Origin of the sequence: Streptomyces sp. KL116D (assembly GCF_030766975.1) — a bacterium.
GTDB classification, from domain to species: Bacteria; Actinomycetota; Actinomycetes; order Streptomycetales; family Streptomycetaceae; genus Streptomyces; species Streptomyces longispororuber_A.
Genome location: NZ_JASERH010000052.1, coordinates 1 through 16868, shown reverse-complemented (window position 1 = coordinate 16868; position 16868 = coordinate 1). Strand labels below are relative to the sequence as shown.

Below are 16868 nucleotides of genomic sequence, written 5' to 3'. Positions count from 1 at the left end.
TGCCCCTCTCGGCGGTGCAGGGTCATTCGCCTCGGTACAGCTGGCGCTTGTCGATGTAGCGCACCACACCATCCGGCACCATGTACCAGATGGGGTCTCCCTTGGCGACTCTGTCACGGCAGTCCGTGGAGGAGATCGCGAGGGCCGGGACCTCGACGAGCGAGACGCCGCCCTCGGGCAGGCCCGGGTCGGTGAGCGGGTGACCCGGCCGGGTGACGCCGATGAAGTGTGCCAGGGAGAAGAGCTCTTCGGTGTATCGCCAGGTGAGGATCTGGCCCAGGGCGTCGGCGCCCGTGATGAAGAAGAGGTCCGTGTCCGGATTGAGCGCGCGCAGATCGCGCAGCGTGTCCGTGGTGTAGGTGGGTCCGCCGCGGTCGAGGTCGATGCGGCTCACCGAGAACTGCGGGTTCTCGGCGGTGGCGATGACCGTCATCAGATAACGGTCCTCGGCCGGGGACACCTTCTTGTCGCTCTTCTGCCAGGGCTGCCCGGTCGGCACGAACACCACTTCGTCCAGGTGGAACTGCGCGGCGACCTCACTGGCCGCCACGAGGTGCCCGTGGTGAATCGGGTCGAACGTTCCGCCCATGACGCCGAGGCGTCGCTTGGCGGGCGAGACCCACTCGCGATCCGGGCCGCCGGCCGGGCTGTTGACCGGGCCGGTAGGCATGTCCTGCGCTCCCATGCGTGCAGAGCCTACTGGCCCGATCCGTGTGGTCCCGTCCGGGTCAGCGGTCGCGGTTGAAGCGCGTGGTGATCCACAGCAGCAGAACGAGGATGACGAAAGCGGCGCCGCCCGTCATGAGGGGGCTGATGCTCTCGTGGTTGCCGCCGTGCTCGCCGCCCTCGGAGGCGAGTGTGGCCAGCTGGGCAGCGGAGACGTGGAGGCTCATCGTCAGCAGGACCTATCCGGTGTGGGATCGGGACAGAGATTTCTGACCCATCGTAAGCGGGGGCTGTCGTGGTGCTCACGCCGACTCTGCCGAACGTGCCGCCCGTACGGCCTCGTCAGTCGTCGCGCTTGTAGCCGCGCAGCAGGAACCAGCCCAGGAAGGCGGCGCCGAGGACGCCGACGATCAGGACGATGCGCAGCAGGTTGCCGGCCCCCTGGTCGGACGCCGCGGCGCTGATGACGTGATCGACGTGGTCCATGACGGTTCGCTCCTTCTGTGTGCTGCCCCGTCACGGTATCTCCGCCTAGTCTGGACTCCACCTTGGGGGCACGAACGGACACGACGGACACTCACAACGACATGGGGGACGCATGCCCGACGTACCGAACGAGCAGCACGAGAACGTACCGAGCAGGCAGCGCAGGCGCTTTCCGGGGATCTCCTCGCGGGCGTACGAGCACCCGGCGGACCGCTCGGCGCTGGTCGCCCTGCGCAAGCTCACCGGGTTCGACACGGTCTTCAAGGCGCTCAGCGGCCTGCTGCCCGAGCGCAGTCTGCGGCTGCTGTTCCTGTCGGACTCGGTGCGCGTCTCGGACGACCAGTTCGCGCACCTGAACGCGATGCTGCGGGACGCCTGTTACATCCTGGACCTGGAGAAGGTCCCGCCGATGTACGTCAACCAGGACCCGCAGCCGAACGCGATGTGCATCGGTCTCGACGAGCCGATCATCGTCGTGACGACCGGTCTCGTGGAGCTGCTCGACGAGGAGGAGATGCGGGCGGTCGTGGGCCACGAGGTCGGCCACGCGCTGTCCGGCCACTCGGTCTACCGGACCATACTGCTCTTCCTCACCTCGCTCGCCCTGCGCGTGGCGTGGATCCCGCTCGGCAACCTCGCGATCATGGCGATCGTGACGGCGCTGCGCGAGTGGTTCCGCAAGTCGGAGCTCTCCGCGGACCGTGCCGGTCTGCTGGTCGGCCAGGACCTGCAGGCGTCCATGCGCGGTCTGATGAAGATCGCGGGCGGCAACCACCTGCACGAGATGAACGTGGACGCGTTCCTCAAGCAGGCCGAGGAGTACGAGGCCGGGGGCGATCTGCGCGACTCGGTCCTGAAGATCCTGAACGTCATGCCGCGCTCGCACCCGTTCACCACGGTGCGCGCCGCCGAGCTGAAGAAGTGGTCCGAGACCCGCGACTTCCAGCGTCTGATGGACGGCCACTACCCGCGCCGCAGCGAGGACAAGGACACCTCGGTGACCGACTCCTTCCGCGAGTCGGCCTCGCACTACACGGACCACGTGAAGAACTCGAAGGACCCGCTGATGAAGCTGGTCAGCGACATCGCGGGCGGCGCGGGCGACCTGGGCGGCCGGATGCGGCGCGGCTTCGGGAACTTCGGCGGCAACGGCGGGGGCAACAACGGCAACCACGGCACGCAGGACGACCGGGACGAGTAACCGCCGCTCCTAGACGGACGGTTGGGCACTGGGGGCGAGTGCGCCGCACAGCGCGGTCGCGGCGCCCGTCGCGTACGGGTCGGTGCCCGCCGGTCCGTCCTTCTTCGCCGTCTGGCCCGCGAGCAGCGGGTGCAGGTGCTCGGCCGAGTCGGCGGAGCAGGCGAGCGGTCCCGCCTGGACGTAGGACACGAGCAGTTCGGCCTGGTGGTTGCGCAGGTCGTCGCGGTCGAAGCGGAAGTGCAGTTCGCGGCGGACCGTGAACAGGGACGCCTCGGTGCTGCCGGAGTCGGTCGTCGGCCGCAGCGCGTAGACGAAGGTGTGGTCCGAGGTCACTTCGAGGGTGTTCGCGTCGGCCTCGGCGAAGTGCAGCGTGCCCTGCACGCGGATGTGGTCGTCGGCGAGGAGGGTCTGCGCCGGGTCGAAGCGGACCAGCCAGCCGGTCGCGGCGTGCCGTCCGTCGACGACCGGCTTCGCGAAGCTCTGGTCGAACTGGTCGAGCTGCTGCGGGTCGACGAGCGTGCGCACGGTGCGGACGGCGCCGCCGGTGAGCACGTCCGGGTCGAGCGAGGAGTCGACGAGGTAGTCCTTGGCCGTGGTCAGGGCGGTGACGACCTGGCCGTCGGAGAAGTGCGCGGTGCGCCGGGCGGCCGGCAGGCGTATGCCGTCGGCGGCCGTGCGGAACCGGGCCGCGGGGCTGTGCTCGTACAGCTCGGAGACCGAGTCGGAGCCGGGCACCTTGCCGGCCGGGGCGAGCGGGATGACGGTCATCCGCAGCGGTTCGGTGTGCCGGGCGACGGGCGCCGTGCGGTACGGGCTGCGCACGCCCATGTAGATCGCGGTGCCGAAGGCGATCACGATCAGGACGACGAGGACGGCGGCCTGCCGGGTCAGCCCGCGGCGCAGCGTGGGCGTGCGGCGGACGGCCGGGGCGTGGTCGGTGATCCGCTCCTGGGCGGAGAACTCCTGGAGCCGGGCAGCCCGGACGAACGACTCGTCGAACACGACGGATCGGTACTCGTCCTCGCTCCCGCCACCACCGCCGGGGGTGCCTTCCGGTGTCCCCTCCGGTGGGTCTCCTGGCCCGCCCATACCTTCAGGGTAGGTCTCTGGCACCCCGGGTAAACGCCTCGGTGCACGACAACTTCCGACAGCGCCCCACGCGAACCGTCAGGGGGTGCGCGGGACCGCGGAAACCGCAGGCCGTGAGTAGTCCGCGGAGGCGGACGGCGGGCCCGGGACGTTCTTCTCCAGTTCCGTGGTCGCGGGCGGCGGCACCTGGTCCGAGCGGCCGGCCGAGGCGCCGCGGTAGACGGCGGTGAAGGCGAGGGCGACCATGCCGATGCCCATGAGCAGGGCGAGCGCCCAGGCGACGGGCCGGCGCCAGCGGACCATGCCCGCGTACGCGCGCGTCCTGCCGTCCCGCTCCAGCTCCTCCTCGTAGAGGTCGTCCACGTCGTCGAAGGCGTGGCCGAACCCGTCGGAGCCGTCCCGGCCGAAACCGTCCGGGTCCGTGTCGTCGTCGTAGAAGTCGTCGTCCGGGCCGCGGCGTATCCGGGCCCTGCGGGCCTCGGCCTCCTGGGCCTCGGCACGGGCCTGCGCCGCGGCGAGCAGGCGCTCGACCGCGGTGGGCTCATGGACCTCGGCGGCCTTCACGAAGTCCTCGTCGAAGACCACGGAGGCGAACTCTTCGTCCCAGCCCCCGCGGTCGTGGTCGTCGTCGGGCTCCCAGCCGTCCGGGAACGGCGTGCCCCCCACGTCCTCCGGCACCCGTCCAGAGTAGACCTGAGGGGTCAATTTGGGCAGACGGTAAGGGAATTCACCCCACAAGACGCTGCTTAACGGGTGTGGCCGTCGCCCGTGACGATGTACTTGGTGCTCGTCAGCTCCGGGAGTCCCATGGGGCCACGGGCGTGCAGCTTCTGGGTGGAGATGCCGATCTCGGCGCCGAATCCGAACTGGCCGCCGTCGGTGAAGCGCGTCGAGGCGTTCACGGCGACGGTCGTGGAGTCGACGAGCTGGGTGAAGCGGCGGGCCGCCTGCTGGGAGGTGGTGACGATGGCCTCGGTGTGGCCGGAGGACCACAGGCGGATGTGCTCGACGGCCTTGTCGAGGTCGTCGACGACGGCGGCCGCGATGTCGTACGAGAGGTACTCGGTCTCCCAGTCGTCCGGGGTCGCCTCGACGACCTCGGCCTTCGACTGCGCGGCGTAGCCGAGGATCCGCGGGTCCGCGTGGACGGTGACGCCGGCGTCGGCGAGCGCGTCGAGGGCGCGCGGCACGAACGCGTCGGCGATGTCCTGGTGGACGAGGAGGGTCTCGGCGGCGTTGCAGACGGAGGGGCGCTGGGCCTTGGAGTTGACGAGGATGTCGATCGCCATGTCGATGTCGGCGGCCGCGTCGACGTACACGTGGCAGTTGCCGGTGCCGGTCTCGATGACGGGGACGATCGAGTTCTCCACGACGTTCTTGATGAGCGAGGCGCCGCCGCGCGGGATCAGCACGTCGACCAGGCCACGGGCGCGCATCAGCTCGGTGACCGCGTCGCGGCCCTCGCCGGGCACCAGCTGCACGGCGTCGGCGGGCAGGCCGCTGCCGCCGACGGCGTCGCGCAGCACGCGGACGAGCGCGGTGTTCGACTCGTAGGCCGACGAACTGCCGCGCAGGAGGACCGCGTTGCCGGACTTCAGGCAGAGGGCGGCGGCGTCCACGGTGACGTTCGGCCGGGCCTCGTAGATGATGCCGACGACGCCGAGCGGGACGCGGACCTGGCGCAGGTCGATGCCGTTCGGGAGGGTGTTGCCGCGCACGACGGTGCCGACCGGGTCGGGCAGGGCGATGACGTCGCGCACGTCGGAGGCGATGGCGCGGACCCGCTCGGGGGTGAGCGTGAGCCGGTCGATGATGGCCTCGGAGGTGCCGGCGGCGCGGGCCTTGGCGATGTCCTTGGCGTTGGCCTCGACGATCTCGGCCGTACGGACTTCGAGGGCGTCGGCCATCGCGGCGAGCGCGTCGTCCTTCTCCGCACGCGGCAGGGAGGCGATGTCGTTGGCCGCGGCGCGGGCGCGGTAGGCGGCCTGGGTGACCGGGGTCATCGAGTCGTACGGGTTGAGCGAAGGCGTCATGCCCCGCAGGGTAACGGGGGGCGTGGTGGCGTCCAGACCGTATTCCGGGTGCTGAGACATGGCCGAAAACGGGCTGGGAGGAGGTCGGGCCCGTTTGGTTCCGGCTGCGGGGGGTCGGTGCTGCCTAGAAGGGGTGTACGCCGACCGGGGTCGCCGGGAGCGGGCCGTATCCCGCCGCGATCCGGTGGTGGTAGGTCTGGCGGTCGATGACTTCCAGTCCGACGATCTCCCAGGGCGGCAGCTGGGACGTCTGGCGGTGCTCGCCCCACAGGCGCAGGGCCACCGCCGCCGCGTCGTGCAGGTCCCGGGCCTCTTCCCAGTAGCGGATCTCGGCGTGGTCGACCGCGTAGCGGCTGGTGAGCAGAAAGGGATGGTCGTGGGCGAGCTGTTCGAGGCCACGGCGCACTTCGGCCAGGGGCGCCTCGGCGCCGGAGACGCTGAGCGTGATGTGCCAGAGGCGGGGGCCTTCTTCGGCCACCGTGGTCCGCTCGGTGTCCGGGTCGGCGGCGGAGTCCTCCTCGTACGCGTCCCCCGCGGCCACGCTGGTCAGCGCCCGCTCCGCAGACCCTCGAGACCCCTTGGGTGCGGCCCCCGGGCGCGCTCGTCTCACGACGGCCTCCTTTGCGCAATGGTCGTGCGGAACTTCCCTGCGTGAACACCCTGCATCAAGAGTTGAGCAGGCCACGGAGCTTCATGGGGTGGTTTTGGGGAAGGTCCCCCGCGGGTGGCAGGCTTTCGGCCGTTTACACAGGCGTTTCGAAGGCGGACGGGGGCAGATCAAGCCCGCAGGAGGACCAGGTCGTCCCTGTGTACGACTTCCCGTTCGTAGGCGGGACCGAGGTCGCGGGCGAGCTCCCGTGTTGAACGGCCGATCAGCTGCGGGATCTCCTTGGCGTCGAAGTTGACGAGGCCGCGGGCGACCGCCCGGCCGCTCTCGTCGCGCAGTTCCACCGGGTCGCCCGCGCTGAATTCGCCCTCCACGGCGGCGATGCCGGCCGGCAGCAGCGACTTGCGCCCGTCGACGACCGCGCGCACGGCGCCGTCGTCGAGGGTGATCGCGCCCTGCGGGGTCGAGGCGTGCTGCAGCCAGAGCAGGCGGTCGGCGCTGCGCCGGCCGGTGCGGTGGAAGTACGTGCCGGTGTCGCGGGCGGCGAGGGCGTCGGCGGCGTGGCTGGCGCTGGTCAGCACGACGGGGATGCCGGCCGCCGCGGCGATCGAGGCGGCCTCCACCTTGGTGACCATGCCGCCGGTGCCGACGCCCGCCTTCCCGGCGGAGCCGATCCTGACGTGCGCTATGTCGGCGGGGCCGCGCACCTCGGCGATGCGGGAGGTGCCGGGCTTGCTGGGGTCGCCGTCGTAGAGGCCGTCGACGTCGGAGAGGAGGACGAGCAGGTCCGCGTGGACGAGGTGGGCGACGAGGGCGGCGAGCCGGTCGTTGTCGCCGAAGCGGATCTCGTCGGTGGCGACCGTGTCGTTCTCGTTGACCACCGGGAAGGCGCCCATGGCCAGGAGCTGGTCGAGGGTGCGCGAGGCGTTGCGGTGGTGGGCGCGGCGGGCCATGTCGTCGCTGGTGAGCAGGACCTGGCCGACGCGGACGCCGTAGCGGGCGAAGGAGGCGGTGTAGCGGGCGACGAGCAGTCCCTGTCCGACGCTCGCGGCGGCCTGCTGGCGGGCGAGGTCCTTGGGGCGGCGGGTCAGGCCGAGTGGGGCGAGGCCGGCCGCGATGGCGCCGGAGGAGACGAGGACGATCTCCTTCTCTCCTCCGGAGCGGTGCTTCGCCAGGACGTCCACGAGCGCGTCGACCCGGTCCGCGTCCAGGCCCCCCGCGGCCGTGGTGAGCGACGACGATCCGACCTTGACCACGATCCGGCGCGCGTCCGCGACGCCTTGCCTTGCCCTTGACATGGCTGGCAATTTACGTGACGTGGTCATCCGTGCGCCCCGGGGTTTCGAGGGGCGGACACCGTCGGGCGGTCCGGACGGGAACTTGGTCACTTTGGTTCGTACCCTTTGCCCCTTTATCCGGTGATTGATGTCACGGAGGATTGCTACGGGACCGCCGAAAGTCATACGGTCAGTGGTCAGCCTTTTCACCGAGGTGGACCATCCCCCCCAAGGGTCCCCCCACCCTCCTATCCCTGCCAGGAGCCCAGCCCGTGCCCTCCGCCGGACTTGCCTCGCGCCGCATCGTGCAGCTCTCAGCGCTGTTCGCGATGTTCGCGCTCTATGTGGCCCAGCTCGTCAGCGCGCTCGTCCCGTACGTCCCGGTCTTCGTCGCAGCGAGCGCGGCCGGTCTCGCTCTCGACACGTATCTCCAGTACAAGCAGCCCGGCCTGCTGTCGCTTCTCGGCAAGATCCGCTTCGACGTCACCGTGCGGCAGCTGCTGCGCGACATGCTGATCCTGGTCGGCCTGCTGCGCATCGACGGCATCGACCCGCTCGGTGAGCAGGCGCCGCTCCTGATCGCGCTGCTCGCCGTCTACGGGGCGCACTTCGCCTGCCAGGCGGCCGCGGTCCTGGTCCGCCGCACCCGCACGCTGCCGATCGTCACGCGCAACATCGACACCTCGGCGCTGCGCCTGTCCACGGCCCCGCCGCGGATCCTGGCCCGCCGCGCCAGCCACCGCCTGCTGACCTTCTCGATCCCGGCCACCGTCGGCCTGGTGATCACGGCGGCGACGACCGACGCCTACTGGGGCGGCATCGGTCTCGGCGTCTCGATCGCCCTGTTCGGGGGCGGCGCGCTCTACCTGGGCACCTGGCTGCTGCCCAGGAAGCGCGCGCTGAACGACCAGAAGGTCATCGAGTGGCTCGACAAGTGGCTGGCCGCGTACGAGCCGACCGTCGCCATGTACTTCTCCGGCGGCACGACGTCCGCGTACCAGGCGAACATGTGGCTCTCCACGCTCGCCGACGTGGACGGCAAGCCGCTGATCGTGCTGCGCGAGCGCTTCATGGTGAACAAGATCGACGCGACCGACGTGCCGATCATCTGCTTCCCGAAGGTCGCCACGATGTTCTCCCTGGAGAACTCGACGCTGAAGATGATGCTGCACCCGGCGAACGCCGCGAAGACCTCGCAGGTGCTGCGCATCCCGACGATCAAGCACGCGTTCATCAACCACGGCGAGTCCGACAAGCTGTCGTCCTGCAACCCGTACGCGAAGGCGTACGACGAGGTGTGGGTGGCGGGCCCCGCGGCCCGCGACCGCTACCAGCTGGCCGACGTCGGCGTCGAGGACAAGGACGTCGTCGAGGTGGGCCGCCCGCAGCTCTCCCCGATCACGGTCGGCACGGGCCCCACGAAGGACAAGGCCCGCGGCGGAGCCGCTGATGGACACTTCACGACCGTCCTGTACGCCCCCACCTGGGAGGGCTGGGACGGCAACCCGGGCAACACGTCGGTGATCCTGGCCGGCGAGAACATCGTGCGGCACCTGCTCGCCGACGAGAAGGTGCGGCTGATCTACAAGCCGCACCCCATGACCGGTTCGCAGGTCCCCGCCGCCGGTGAGGCCAACAAGCGCATCATGGCGATGATCCGCGAGGCCAACACCCACCGCTCCGGCGCCCGCCCGGGCCCCGAGGCGGCCGCCGAGCTGACCCGGGCCGCCGCCGCGCTCGACGAGCTGACCTCCACGTCGTTCCGCACCAGCGCGGACGAGATGGAGAAGATGCTGCTGCAGGGCAAGCCCGACGGTGACCGCGCCGCGGCCGTGGCCGAGGCGACCGCCGCGTGGGAGCGGGCGTACTGGGCGTCGTTCCCCGAGTGGGAGCACCTCGTCGTGACCGAGGCGCGCCCGGCGATCTTCACCTGCTTCAACCAGGCCGACGTCCTCGTCTCCGACGTCTCCTCGGTCGTCTCCGACTGGCTGAGCAGCGAGAAGCCGTACGCCGTCGCCAACACCTCGGGCCTGTCGGAGACGGACTTCCGCACCGGCTTCCCGACGGTGAGCGCCGCGACGATCCTGGCGCCGGAGGCAGAGGGCGTACCCGCCCTTCTCGCGGCCGTTCGCGGCGAGACCGAGGACATCCACGCCGAGGCGCGTCTGGAGCTCAAGGAGCACCTCCTGGGCCCCTCGGACCCGCCGTCCATGGACCGCTTCAACGTCGCCGTGCGCGCGCTGTGCGAGCGGGCCGACGAGCGCCGCGTGCGGATGGCCGCGCGGGGCGAGACGGAGATCCCCGCGCAGCGCGAGGACTCGGTCGAGGAGCAGGTCGCCGAGGCCGTCGAGGGCGAGGCCGCACCGGAGTCCGAGGACTCGGTCACCGCATAACCGAGCACCCGCCTGAAGGGGCCCCCGGGACGCGTCCCGGGGGCCCCTTCGTGCATGGCGCACCCGCCTCACGGCAGCGCACGGGCACAGCGAGCGCGGGCACGACAAAGCGGGCCGCACCCAGAGGTGCGGCCCGCGGAGACTTCCCGTGCGCCGGAGGCTAGAACGGTTCGAAGTCGTCGTACTCCTGCTGGGCCTCGTCCCGCTCCGCCTGCCGGTCGCGGCGGCGCTGAGCGGCCGGACGCGGGGCCTCCATGCGGTGGTCCTCGCCACGGCGGCCGAGCATCTCGGCGCCCGCCATCATGGTGGGCTCCCAGTCGAAGACGACCGCGTTGTCCTCGGGGCCGATCGCGACGCCGTCGCCGCTGCGGGCGCCGGCCTTCATCAGTTCGTCCTCCACCCCGAGACGGTTGAGGCGGTCGGCCAGGTAACCCACGGCCTCGTCGTTGCTGAAGTCGGTCTGGCGCACCCAGCGCTCCGGCTTGTCGCCGCGCACCCGGAACAGGCCGTCCTCCTCGCGCACGACGGTGAAGCCGGCGTCGTCCACGGCCTTCGGACGGATGACGACGCGGGTCGACTCCTCCTTGGGCTGCGCGGCACGGTGGGCGCCGACCAGCTCGGCGAGCGCGAAGGACAGCTCCTTGAGGCCCTTGTGGGCGACGGCGGAGACCTCGAAGACGCGGTAGCCGCGCTCCTCCAGGTCGGGCCGGACCAGGTCGGCGAGGTCCTGGCCGTCGGGCACGTCGATCTTGTTGAGGACGACGAGGCGCGGGCGGTTCTCCAGGCCGGCGCCGTACTCCTTCAGCTCGGCCTCGATGACGTCCAGGTCGGACACCGGGTCGCGGTCGGACTCCAGGGTCGCCGTGTCCAGCACGTGCACGAGCACGCTGCACCGCTCGACGTGGCGCAGGAACTCCAGGCCGAGGCCCTTGCCCTGGCTGGCGCCCGGGATCAGTCCCGGCACGTCCGCGATGGTGTAGACGGTCGCGCCGGCGGTGACGACGCCCAGGTTCGGGACCAGTGTCGTGAACGGGTAGTCGGCGATCTTCGGCTTGGCGGCGGAGAGCACCGAGATCAGCGAGGACTTGCCGGCGCTCGGGTAGCCGACGAGCGCCACGTCGGCGACCGTCTTCAGCTCCAGGACCACGTCGCGCAGGTCGCCGGGGACGCCGAGCAGCGCGAAGCCGGGGGCCTTGCGGCGGGCCGAGGCGAGGGCCGCGTTGCCGAGGCCGCCGCGGCCGCCCTGGGCGGCGATGAAGGTAGTGCCCTGACCGACCAGGTCGGCCAGCACGTTGCCCGCCTTGTCGAGGACGACCGTGCCGTCGGGGACGGGCAGGACCAGGTCCTGGCCGTCCTTGCCGGAGCGGTTGTCACCCGCGCCCGGCGCACCGTTGGTGGCCTTGCGGTGCGGGGAGTGGTGGTAGTCGAGGAGCGTGGTCACCGACTGGTCGACGACCAGGATGACGTCGCCGCCGCGGCCGCCGTTGCCGCCGTCCGGGCCACCGAGCGGCTTGAACTTCTCCCGGTGTACGGAGGCACAGCCGTGGCCCCCGCTACCCGCGGCGACATGCAGCTCGACGCGGTCCACGAAGGTGGTCATGGTTCAGTGCCTCCAGAAACGAACGGAAATGTCTCTACTTCAACACGCGAAAGGCGGACCCGCTTCCCGTCACGGGAAGTGAGGTCCGCCTCGCGAGAAAGTCCGGGTCAGACGACCGGGACGATGTTCACGACCTTGCGGCCGCGGTGGGTACCGAACTCCACCGCACCGGCGGCGAGGGCGAACAGCGTGTCGTCCTTGCCGCGGCCGACCGAGTTGCCCGGGTGGAAGTGGGTGCCGCGCTGGCGGACCAGGATCTCACCGGCGTTCACGGTCTGACCGCCGAAGCGCTTCACACCGAGCCGCTGAGCATTGGAATCGCGCCCGTTCCGAGTGGACGATGCGCCCTTCTTGTGTGCCATCTTGTCTCAGTCCCTTACTTCGCAGCCGTGGGGATACCGGTGATCTTGATCGCCGTGTACTGCTGACGGTGACCCTGACGACGGCGGTAGCCGGTCTTGTTCTTGTACCGAAGGATGTCGATCTTGGCACCCTTGTGGTGGTCCACGACCTCGGCGGTGACCTTGATGCCGGCCAGGACCCACGGGTCGCTGGTCACAGCGTCGCCGTCGACAACGAGCAGCGTAGAGAGCTCTACGGTGTCGCCAACCTTGGCAGTGGAAATCTTGTCAACCTCAACGATGTCGTCGACAGCAACCTTGTGCTGGCGACCACCGCTGCGCACGATGGCGTACACGCGGATCTCTCTCTCGCTCGGAACGGAACTCCCGCAGTCCAGCCGCACGAGGCGGCCTCTCCCGAATCCGTGGAACCTGGGGAACCCCGGACTCGGGAGGAAGAAAGGTTTACGGGAGTGAGGCGCGTCGATGGACACGCCGACGGTCAAGGTTACGGGTCGCCCCTCAGAAGGGTCAAACCGGCCCCTCAGGTGGTCTTGACCTCACCGTCCTGCGGCAGGACCTTGACGCCCTTGCAGAGGTTCGTGCTGTCCGACGCGCCGGGGTACGCGACGCCCCACACCTTGTTGAAGTGCTGCACGTACGTGTCGTGCACGGAGTCGTCGTCGATCTTGACGTAGGCCTCGTCGTTCTCGCGCAGGGCGGGACCCGACGCGTTCTGCGACCCGGTGAACGTGATCTTGTTGCGCGCGCCGTCGTACATGCCGTCGATCGCCACGTACTTGGTGTGGATGATGTACGGCGTCGCGAGCTTGGCGGCGGGGTTCAGCGGGTCCCGGTCGTCGTTGTAGCAGCGCACCGGCGGGGCGCCCGTGACGTGCATCGACTTCCACGTACCGCTGTCGGCCGTGGCGTACTCGATCTGGACCGTGCAGCCGGCCTTCTTCAGCGACACCAGCTTGTCGGCGATGGCCTGCCGGGTGATCTGGAAGATCGCGGCCCGCACGACCGTCTTCTTCGTGGCGCCGGTCGCCGCGTCCTTGTACGAGCAGGAGACGTTGTTGAGGACCGAGTACAGCGTGTCCGTGGAGTTCGTGGTGCCGGCCCGCGGGAAGAAGTACGCCTTGTAGCGGCCGTTGCTGACGGTGCGGTAGTCCCAGTTCGCCCAGTCGTGGACGACCATGTCGTCGAAGTAGTCCGCGTACGCCCCGTAGAGCACCCGGTTGTTGGGCAGCTGGAGCGCGTCGTTGTAGAACTTCGTGCTCGCGGACGGCGTCGAGTTCGACGTCGTCTGCACGACGATGTTCGTGGCGCCCTCGACGGCCGAGAACAGCCAGAACTTGTTGTGCATGATCGACTTGCCGAACTTGGGGTCGCCCAGGCACGACTTGTCGGTCGGGCACAGCGTCACGAAGGACTGCGCGGTCCTGCTGGTGCCCAGGGCGGCCTTCAGCTGCTCGTAGACGGGGTTGGTGGGCCGGTCCTTGAGGCTGGAGGAGTCGAGCACGATCTGCACGTTCACGCCGCGGTTCTTGGCCGCCACGAGCGCGTCGGAGACCGAGGTCTCCCACACGTGGTAGACGGCGACCTTGATGTACGAGCCGGGCAGGGCCGCGTTCGTCAGCTCCAGCAGCCGCGTGCGGATCGCGTACTGGGCGTCCACACTGCCCTTGGGGTCGTTGAAGATCGGCCCCTCGGTCCAGACCCTCGCCTCGTCGGCCGACGCGGTGCCCGCGGAGACCCCCGCCTGCACTCCGGCCGCGGAGAGCACGGTGGCCAGCGCCACCGCCTGCCGTCCGCTCTTCACCGGCTTCGCCGCACGGTGCCGGCCCGTGCCTCTGAGACGCATGTGCGCCATCGTCCACCCCTCCCCTGGCACGGACGCCCGTCTCCCCAACGCGCGCCCCTGCATTCACCCGAACTATTCCATGAGTTTTACAGGTAGTTCAGCGCGCACGGAGAGTCAGGTGTCACTTCAGGTGCCCCCGGAGACCACATCGGCCCCGTATGCCCGGATATACGCGGGCGCCCCGCACAGCGAATGCTGTGCGGGGCGCCCGCGGACCCGGTCTCCCGGGCGGTGGCTCAGGCCTCGTCGGCCGCGGCCGAGACGGACGGCAGCGCCTGCTGCTCGGCCGCCGCGGTCTTCTTCGCGGTCGTCTTCTTGGCGGTGGTCTTCGCCGCCTTCTTGGCCGTCGTCTTCTTCGCGGCCGTCTTCTTGGCCGCGGTCTTCTTGGTGGCCGCCTTCTTCGCCGTCGCCTTCTTGGCCGTCTTACGGGCCGTCTTCTTGGCGGCGGGCGCCTCATCGGCCTCGGGGGCCTCGGCGGCGCTCTCCGCGCCCTCGGCGCCCTCATCTGAGGCCGCGGGGACGACCACGACGGCCGGCTCCTCGGTCGCGGTCGGGGCGGTGGCCTTGCGGACGGCGCGGCGGCGCGGGCGGGCCGGGGCCGCGGCCTCGGTCTCCACCGGCTTCGCCTCGTCGGCCTTCGGCTCCTCGGCCACGACGGGCTCCGGCTCCTCGGCCTTCACCGGCTCCGTGACCGTCACCGTGGCGGCCTCCTCGGCGGACGCCTTCGGGGAACCGGCAGGAGCGCTCGCCTTGCGCGTGGCACGGCGGCGGGTGCGCGGCGCGGGCGCCTCGGCAACCTCCTCCTGCACGGGCTGGGCGGGCTCAGCCTGCTGCGGCGCCTCGACGACCGGCTCGGGCTCGGGGGCCGCCACCGGCTCCTCCGCCTGCACGGCCTTCTGGGCCTTCTCCGTCTGCTCCGGCTTCTCCGGCTTCTCCGCCTTCGGCGCACCGGCCGGGGCCGACGCACGGCGCGTGGCACGGCGGCGCGAGCGGCCACCACGGCCACCGGCCGCGGCCTCCGCCTCGGCGGGGCTGGAGTACAGCTCCTCGTCGGGCACGAACTCGGGCTCGGCCAGCGCCACGGGGGCGGCGACCTCCGCGGCGACCTCGGCCTCGGTCTCGACCGCCTCGGCCGACTCGACGGCCTCGTGGGTGTGCTCGTGCGTGTGGTCCGCACCGTTGCCACCGCGGCCGCGCTTCTTGCGCTTGCCGCCGCCACCGCTGGCAGTGGGCTGCTCCATGTGGACGATGACGCCCCGGCCGTTGCAGTGCACGCAGGTCTCGGAGAACGACTCCAGCAGGCCCTGGCCGACGCGCTTGCGCGTCATCTGGACCAGGCCGAGCGAGGTGACCTCGGCGACCTGGTGCTTGGTCCGGTCCCGGCCCAGGCACTCCAGGAGACGGCGCAGGACCAGGTCCCGGTTGGACTCCAGGACCATGTCGATGAAGTCGATGACGACGATGCCGCCCAGGTCGCGCAGCCGCAGCTGGCGCACGATCTCCTCGGCCGCCTCCAGGTTGTTCCTGGTCACGGTCTCTTCGAGGTTGCCGCCCTGGCCGGTGAACTTACCGGTGTTGACGTCGACGACGATCATGGCTTCGGTCTTGTCGATCACCAGGGAGCCGCCGGACGGCAGCCACACCTTGCGGTCGAGCGCCTTGGCCAGCTGCTCGTCGATCCGGTACGTCGCGAAGACGTCGACCTCGCTCGTCCACTTGGAGAGGCGGTCGGCCAGGTCGGGCGCCACGTGGTTGACGTAGCCGTGGATGGTGTCCCACGCCTCGTCACCGCTGACGACGACCTTGGAGAAGTCCTCGTTGAAGATGTCGCGCACGACGCGGACGGTCATGTCCGGCTCGCCGTACAGCAGGCTCGGCGACGACGTCGAGATCTGCTTGGACTTCTTCTGGATGTCCTCCCACTGGGCCTGCAGACGCTCGACGTCGCGGCGCAGCTCGTCCTCGCTCGCGCCCTCGGCGGCGGTGCGCACGATGACGCCCGCGTCCTCGGGGACGATCTTCTTGAGGATGGTCTTCAGCCGCGCCCGCTCGGTGTCGGGGAGCTTGCGGCTGATGCCGGTCATCGAGCCCTCGGGCACGTAGACCAGGTAGCGGCCGGGCAGCGAGACCTGGCTGGTCAGGCGGGCGCCCTTGTGGCCGATCGGGTCCTTGGTGACCTGGACGAGCACGGACTGGCCGGACTTGAGGGCGGTCTCGATGCGGCGCGGCCCGTTGGCCATGCCGAGCGCCTCGAAGTTGACCTCACCGGCGTACAGCACCGCGTTGCGGCCCTTGCCGATGTCGATGAAGGCGGCCTCCATCGACGGCAGCACGTTCTGGACCTTGCCCAGGTACACGTTGCCGACGTACGAGGTCGACTGCTCCTTGTTGACGTAGTGCTCGACGAGGATGTTGTCCTCGAGCACGCCGATCTGGGTGCGCTCGCCGTTCTGGCGGACCACCATCACGCGCTCGACGGCCTCGCGGCGCGCCAGGAACTCGGCCTCGGTGATGATCGGGACGCGGCGGCGGCCCTGCTCGCGGCCTTCGCGGCGGCGCTGCTTCTTGGCCTCCAGACGCGTGGAGCCCTTGATGGACTGCACCTCGTCCGAAGAGGTGGACTTCTCTTCCTTCTTGCGCGGCTCGCGGACCTTGACGACGGTCCGCTCCGGGTCGTCCGAGGACGACTCGCCCTCGGTGCCCGAGTCACCGGCACGGCGGCGGCGACGACGGCGACGGCGGCTGCTGCTCGACCCGGACGCGCCGTGGTCGTCGCGCTCGTCGGCCTGCTCGTCCGCCTCGTCGGTCTCCTCGGCGTCCTCGTGGCCCTCGGCGCCCTCGGCGTCCTCGGCGCCCTCGTCGGAAGCGCCCGGCTCGGTGTCGGCGTCGTGCTCGGCGTCGGCGGACTCGCCGCGACGACGGCGACGGCCGCCCCGGCGACGGCGGCGCGTGGGCCGGTCCCCGTGCTCGTCGTGGTCCTCGTGGTCGTCGTGGTCCTCGGCGTCGGCCTCGGGCTCCGCCTCGACCGCCGGCTCCGGCTCGGCCACGGGCTGCTCGGCGGCCGGCTGCTCGTCCGCGGCGCGACGGCGGCGGCGACGGCGCGGCGTCTGCTCCTCCTCCACGGCGGCCGGGGCGGCGGCGACCGGTGCCTGCTCGGGCTCGGGCTGCTGCTCCTCGGCGGCCTCGGCGGCGGCCGCCGCGGCGGCGCGCTCCGGGGTCTGGAACATCGGCTCGGTGAAGACGGGCGCCTGGAACACGGCGACGGAGGGACGCTTCGGGCGGCCACCGCCCTCGCCGTCCTCGTCACG

Annotated in this window: 15 protein-coding genes; 2 read left to right on the top strand and 13 right to left on the bottom strand. The window is 70.7% G+C overall.

Annotation, left to right across the window (positions count from 1 at the left end; all coding sequences use genetic code 11):
* Positions 1–22: 22 nt before the first annotated feature.
* From nadD to RBJ77_RS21045, 3 genes are all read right to left on the bottom strand, one after another.
* The gene (gene nadD, locus RBJ77_RS21055) at positions 23–685 is read right to left on the bottom strand and encodes a nicotinate-nucleotide adenylyltransferase (RefSeq protein ID WP_255971480.1); all 663 of its coding nucleotides are present in this window, start codon (positions 683–685) and stop codon (positions 23–25) included.
* Positions 686–728: 43 nt separating this feature from the next.
* Positions 729–893 carry a hypothetical protein gene (locus tag RBJ77_RS21050; RefSeq protein WP_372346467.1) on the bottom strand — a complete coding sequence of 55 codons (165 nt, stop codon included), beginning with the start codon at positions 891–893 and terminating at the stop codon, positions 729–731.
* Positions 894–1008: 115 nt separating this feature from the next.
* A complete protein-coding gene (locus RBJ77_RS21045) occupies positions 1009–1152 on the bottom strand; it encodes a hypothetical protein (RefSeq protein ID WP_372346466.1) in 144 nt (47 codons plus the stop codon).
* 112 nt (positions 1153–1264) lie between these two features.
* Here RBJ77_RS21045 and RBJ77_RS21040 point away from each other — a divergent pair, with 112 nt between their 5' ends.
* Positions 1265–2353 (top strand): M48 family metallopeptidase, encoded by a 1089-nt coding sequence (locus tag RBJ77_RS21040; RefSeq protein WP_372346465.1) that lies wholly within the window; start codon positions 1265–1267, stop codon positions 2351–2353.
* Between the two features lie 9 nt (positions 2354–2362).
* Here the strand turns inward: RBJ77_RS21040 and RBJ77_RS21035 are convergent, their stop codons facing one another.
* The 5 genes from RBJ77_RS21035 to proB all read right to left on the bottom strand — a co-directional run bounded on the left by RBJ77_RS21035 (position 2363) and on the right by proB (position 7380).
* Complete coding sequence (locus RBJ77_RS21035; RefSeq protein WP_372346464.1) at positions 2363–3442, bottom strand: hypothetical protein; 1080 nt, start codon at positions 3440–3442, stop codon at positions 2363–2365.
* A 78-nt stretch (positions 3443–3520) separates the two neighbouring features.
* A complete protein-coding gene (locus tag RBJ77_RS21030) occupies positions 3521–4120 on the bottom strand; it encodes a hypothetical protein (protein ID WP_372346463.1) in 600 nt (199 codons plus the stop codon).
* A 68-nt stretch (positions 4121–4188) separates the two neighbouring features.
* A complete protein-coding gene (locus RBJ77_RS21025) occupies positions 4189–5475 on the bottom strand; it encodes a glutamate-5-semialdehyde dehydrogenase (RefSeq protein WP_372346462.1) in 1287 nt (428 codons plus the stop codon).
* A gap of 124 nt (positions 5476–5599) precedes the next feature.
* Positions 5600–6085 (bottom strand): hypothetical protein, encoded by a 486-nt coding sequence (locus tag RBJ77_RS21020; RefSeq protein ID WP_255971495.1) that lies wholly within the window; start codon positions 6083–6085, stop codon positions 5600–5602.
* A 167-nt stretch (positions 6086–6252) separates the two neighbouring features.
* Complete coding sequence (proB, locus tag RBJ77_RS21015) at positions 6253–7380, bottom strand: glutamate 5-kinase (RefSeq protein WP_372346461.1); 1128 nt, start codon at positions 7378–7380, stop codon at positions 6253–6255.
* 251 nt (positions 7381–7631) lie between these two features.
* Between proB and RBJ77_RS21010 the strand changes: the two genes are divergently transcribed.
* Complete coding sequence (locus RBJ77_RS21010) at positions 7632–9752, top strand: hypothetical protein (RefSeq protein ID WP_372346460.1); 2121 nt, start codon at positions 7632–7634, stop codon at positions 9750–9752.
* A 160-nt stretch (positions 9753–9912) separates the two neighbouring features.
* On the opposite strand, the gene obgE is transcribed toward RBJ77_RS21010, so the two are convergent.
* From obgE to RBJ77_RS20985, 5 genes are all read right to left on the bottom strand, one after another.
* Positions 9913–11352 carry a GTPase ObgE gene (gene obgE, locus RBJ77_RS21005; protein ID WP_372346459.1) on the bottom strand — a complete coding sequence of 480 codons (1440 nt, stop codon included), beginning with the start codon at positions 11350–11352 and terminating at the stop codon, positions 9913–9915.
* 107 nt (positions 11353–11459) lie between these two features.
* Positions 11460–11714, bottom strand: a complete 255-nt coding sequence (rpmA, locus tag RBJ77_RS21000) for a 50S ribosomal protein L27 (RefSeq protein WP_372346458.1) — start codon at positions 11712–11714, stop codon at positions 11460–11462.
* Between the two features lie 14 nt (positions 11715–11728).
* Positions 11729–12049: a 50S ribosomal protein L21 gene (gene rplU, locus RBJ77_RS20995; RefSeq protein ID WP_030362614.1), complete on the bottom strand. Its 321-nt coding sequence runs from the start codon at positions 12047–12049 to the stop codon at positions 11729–11731.
* Positions 12050–12237: 188 nt separating this feature from the next.
* Positions 12238–13560: a phospholipase D-like domain-containing protein gene (locus RBJ77_RS20990; protein ID WP_372346457.1), complete on the bottom strand. Its 1323-nt coding sequence runs from the start codon at positions 13558–13560 to the stop codon at positions 12238–12240.
* A gap of 236 nt (positions 13561–13796) precedes the next feature.
* On the bottom strand, positions 13797–16868 hold a 3072-nt coding region (locus tag RBJ77_RS20985), incomplete at its 5' end, for an Rne/Rng family ribonuclease (RefSeq protein ID WP_372346456.1).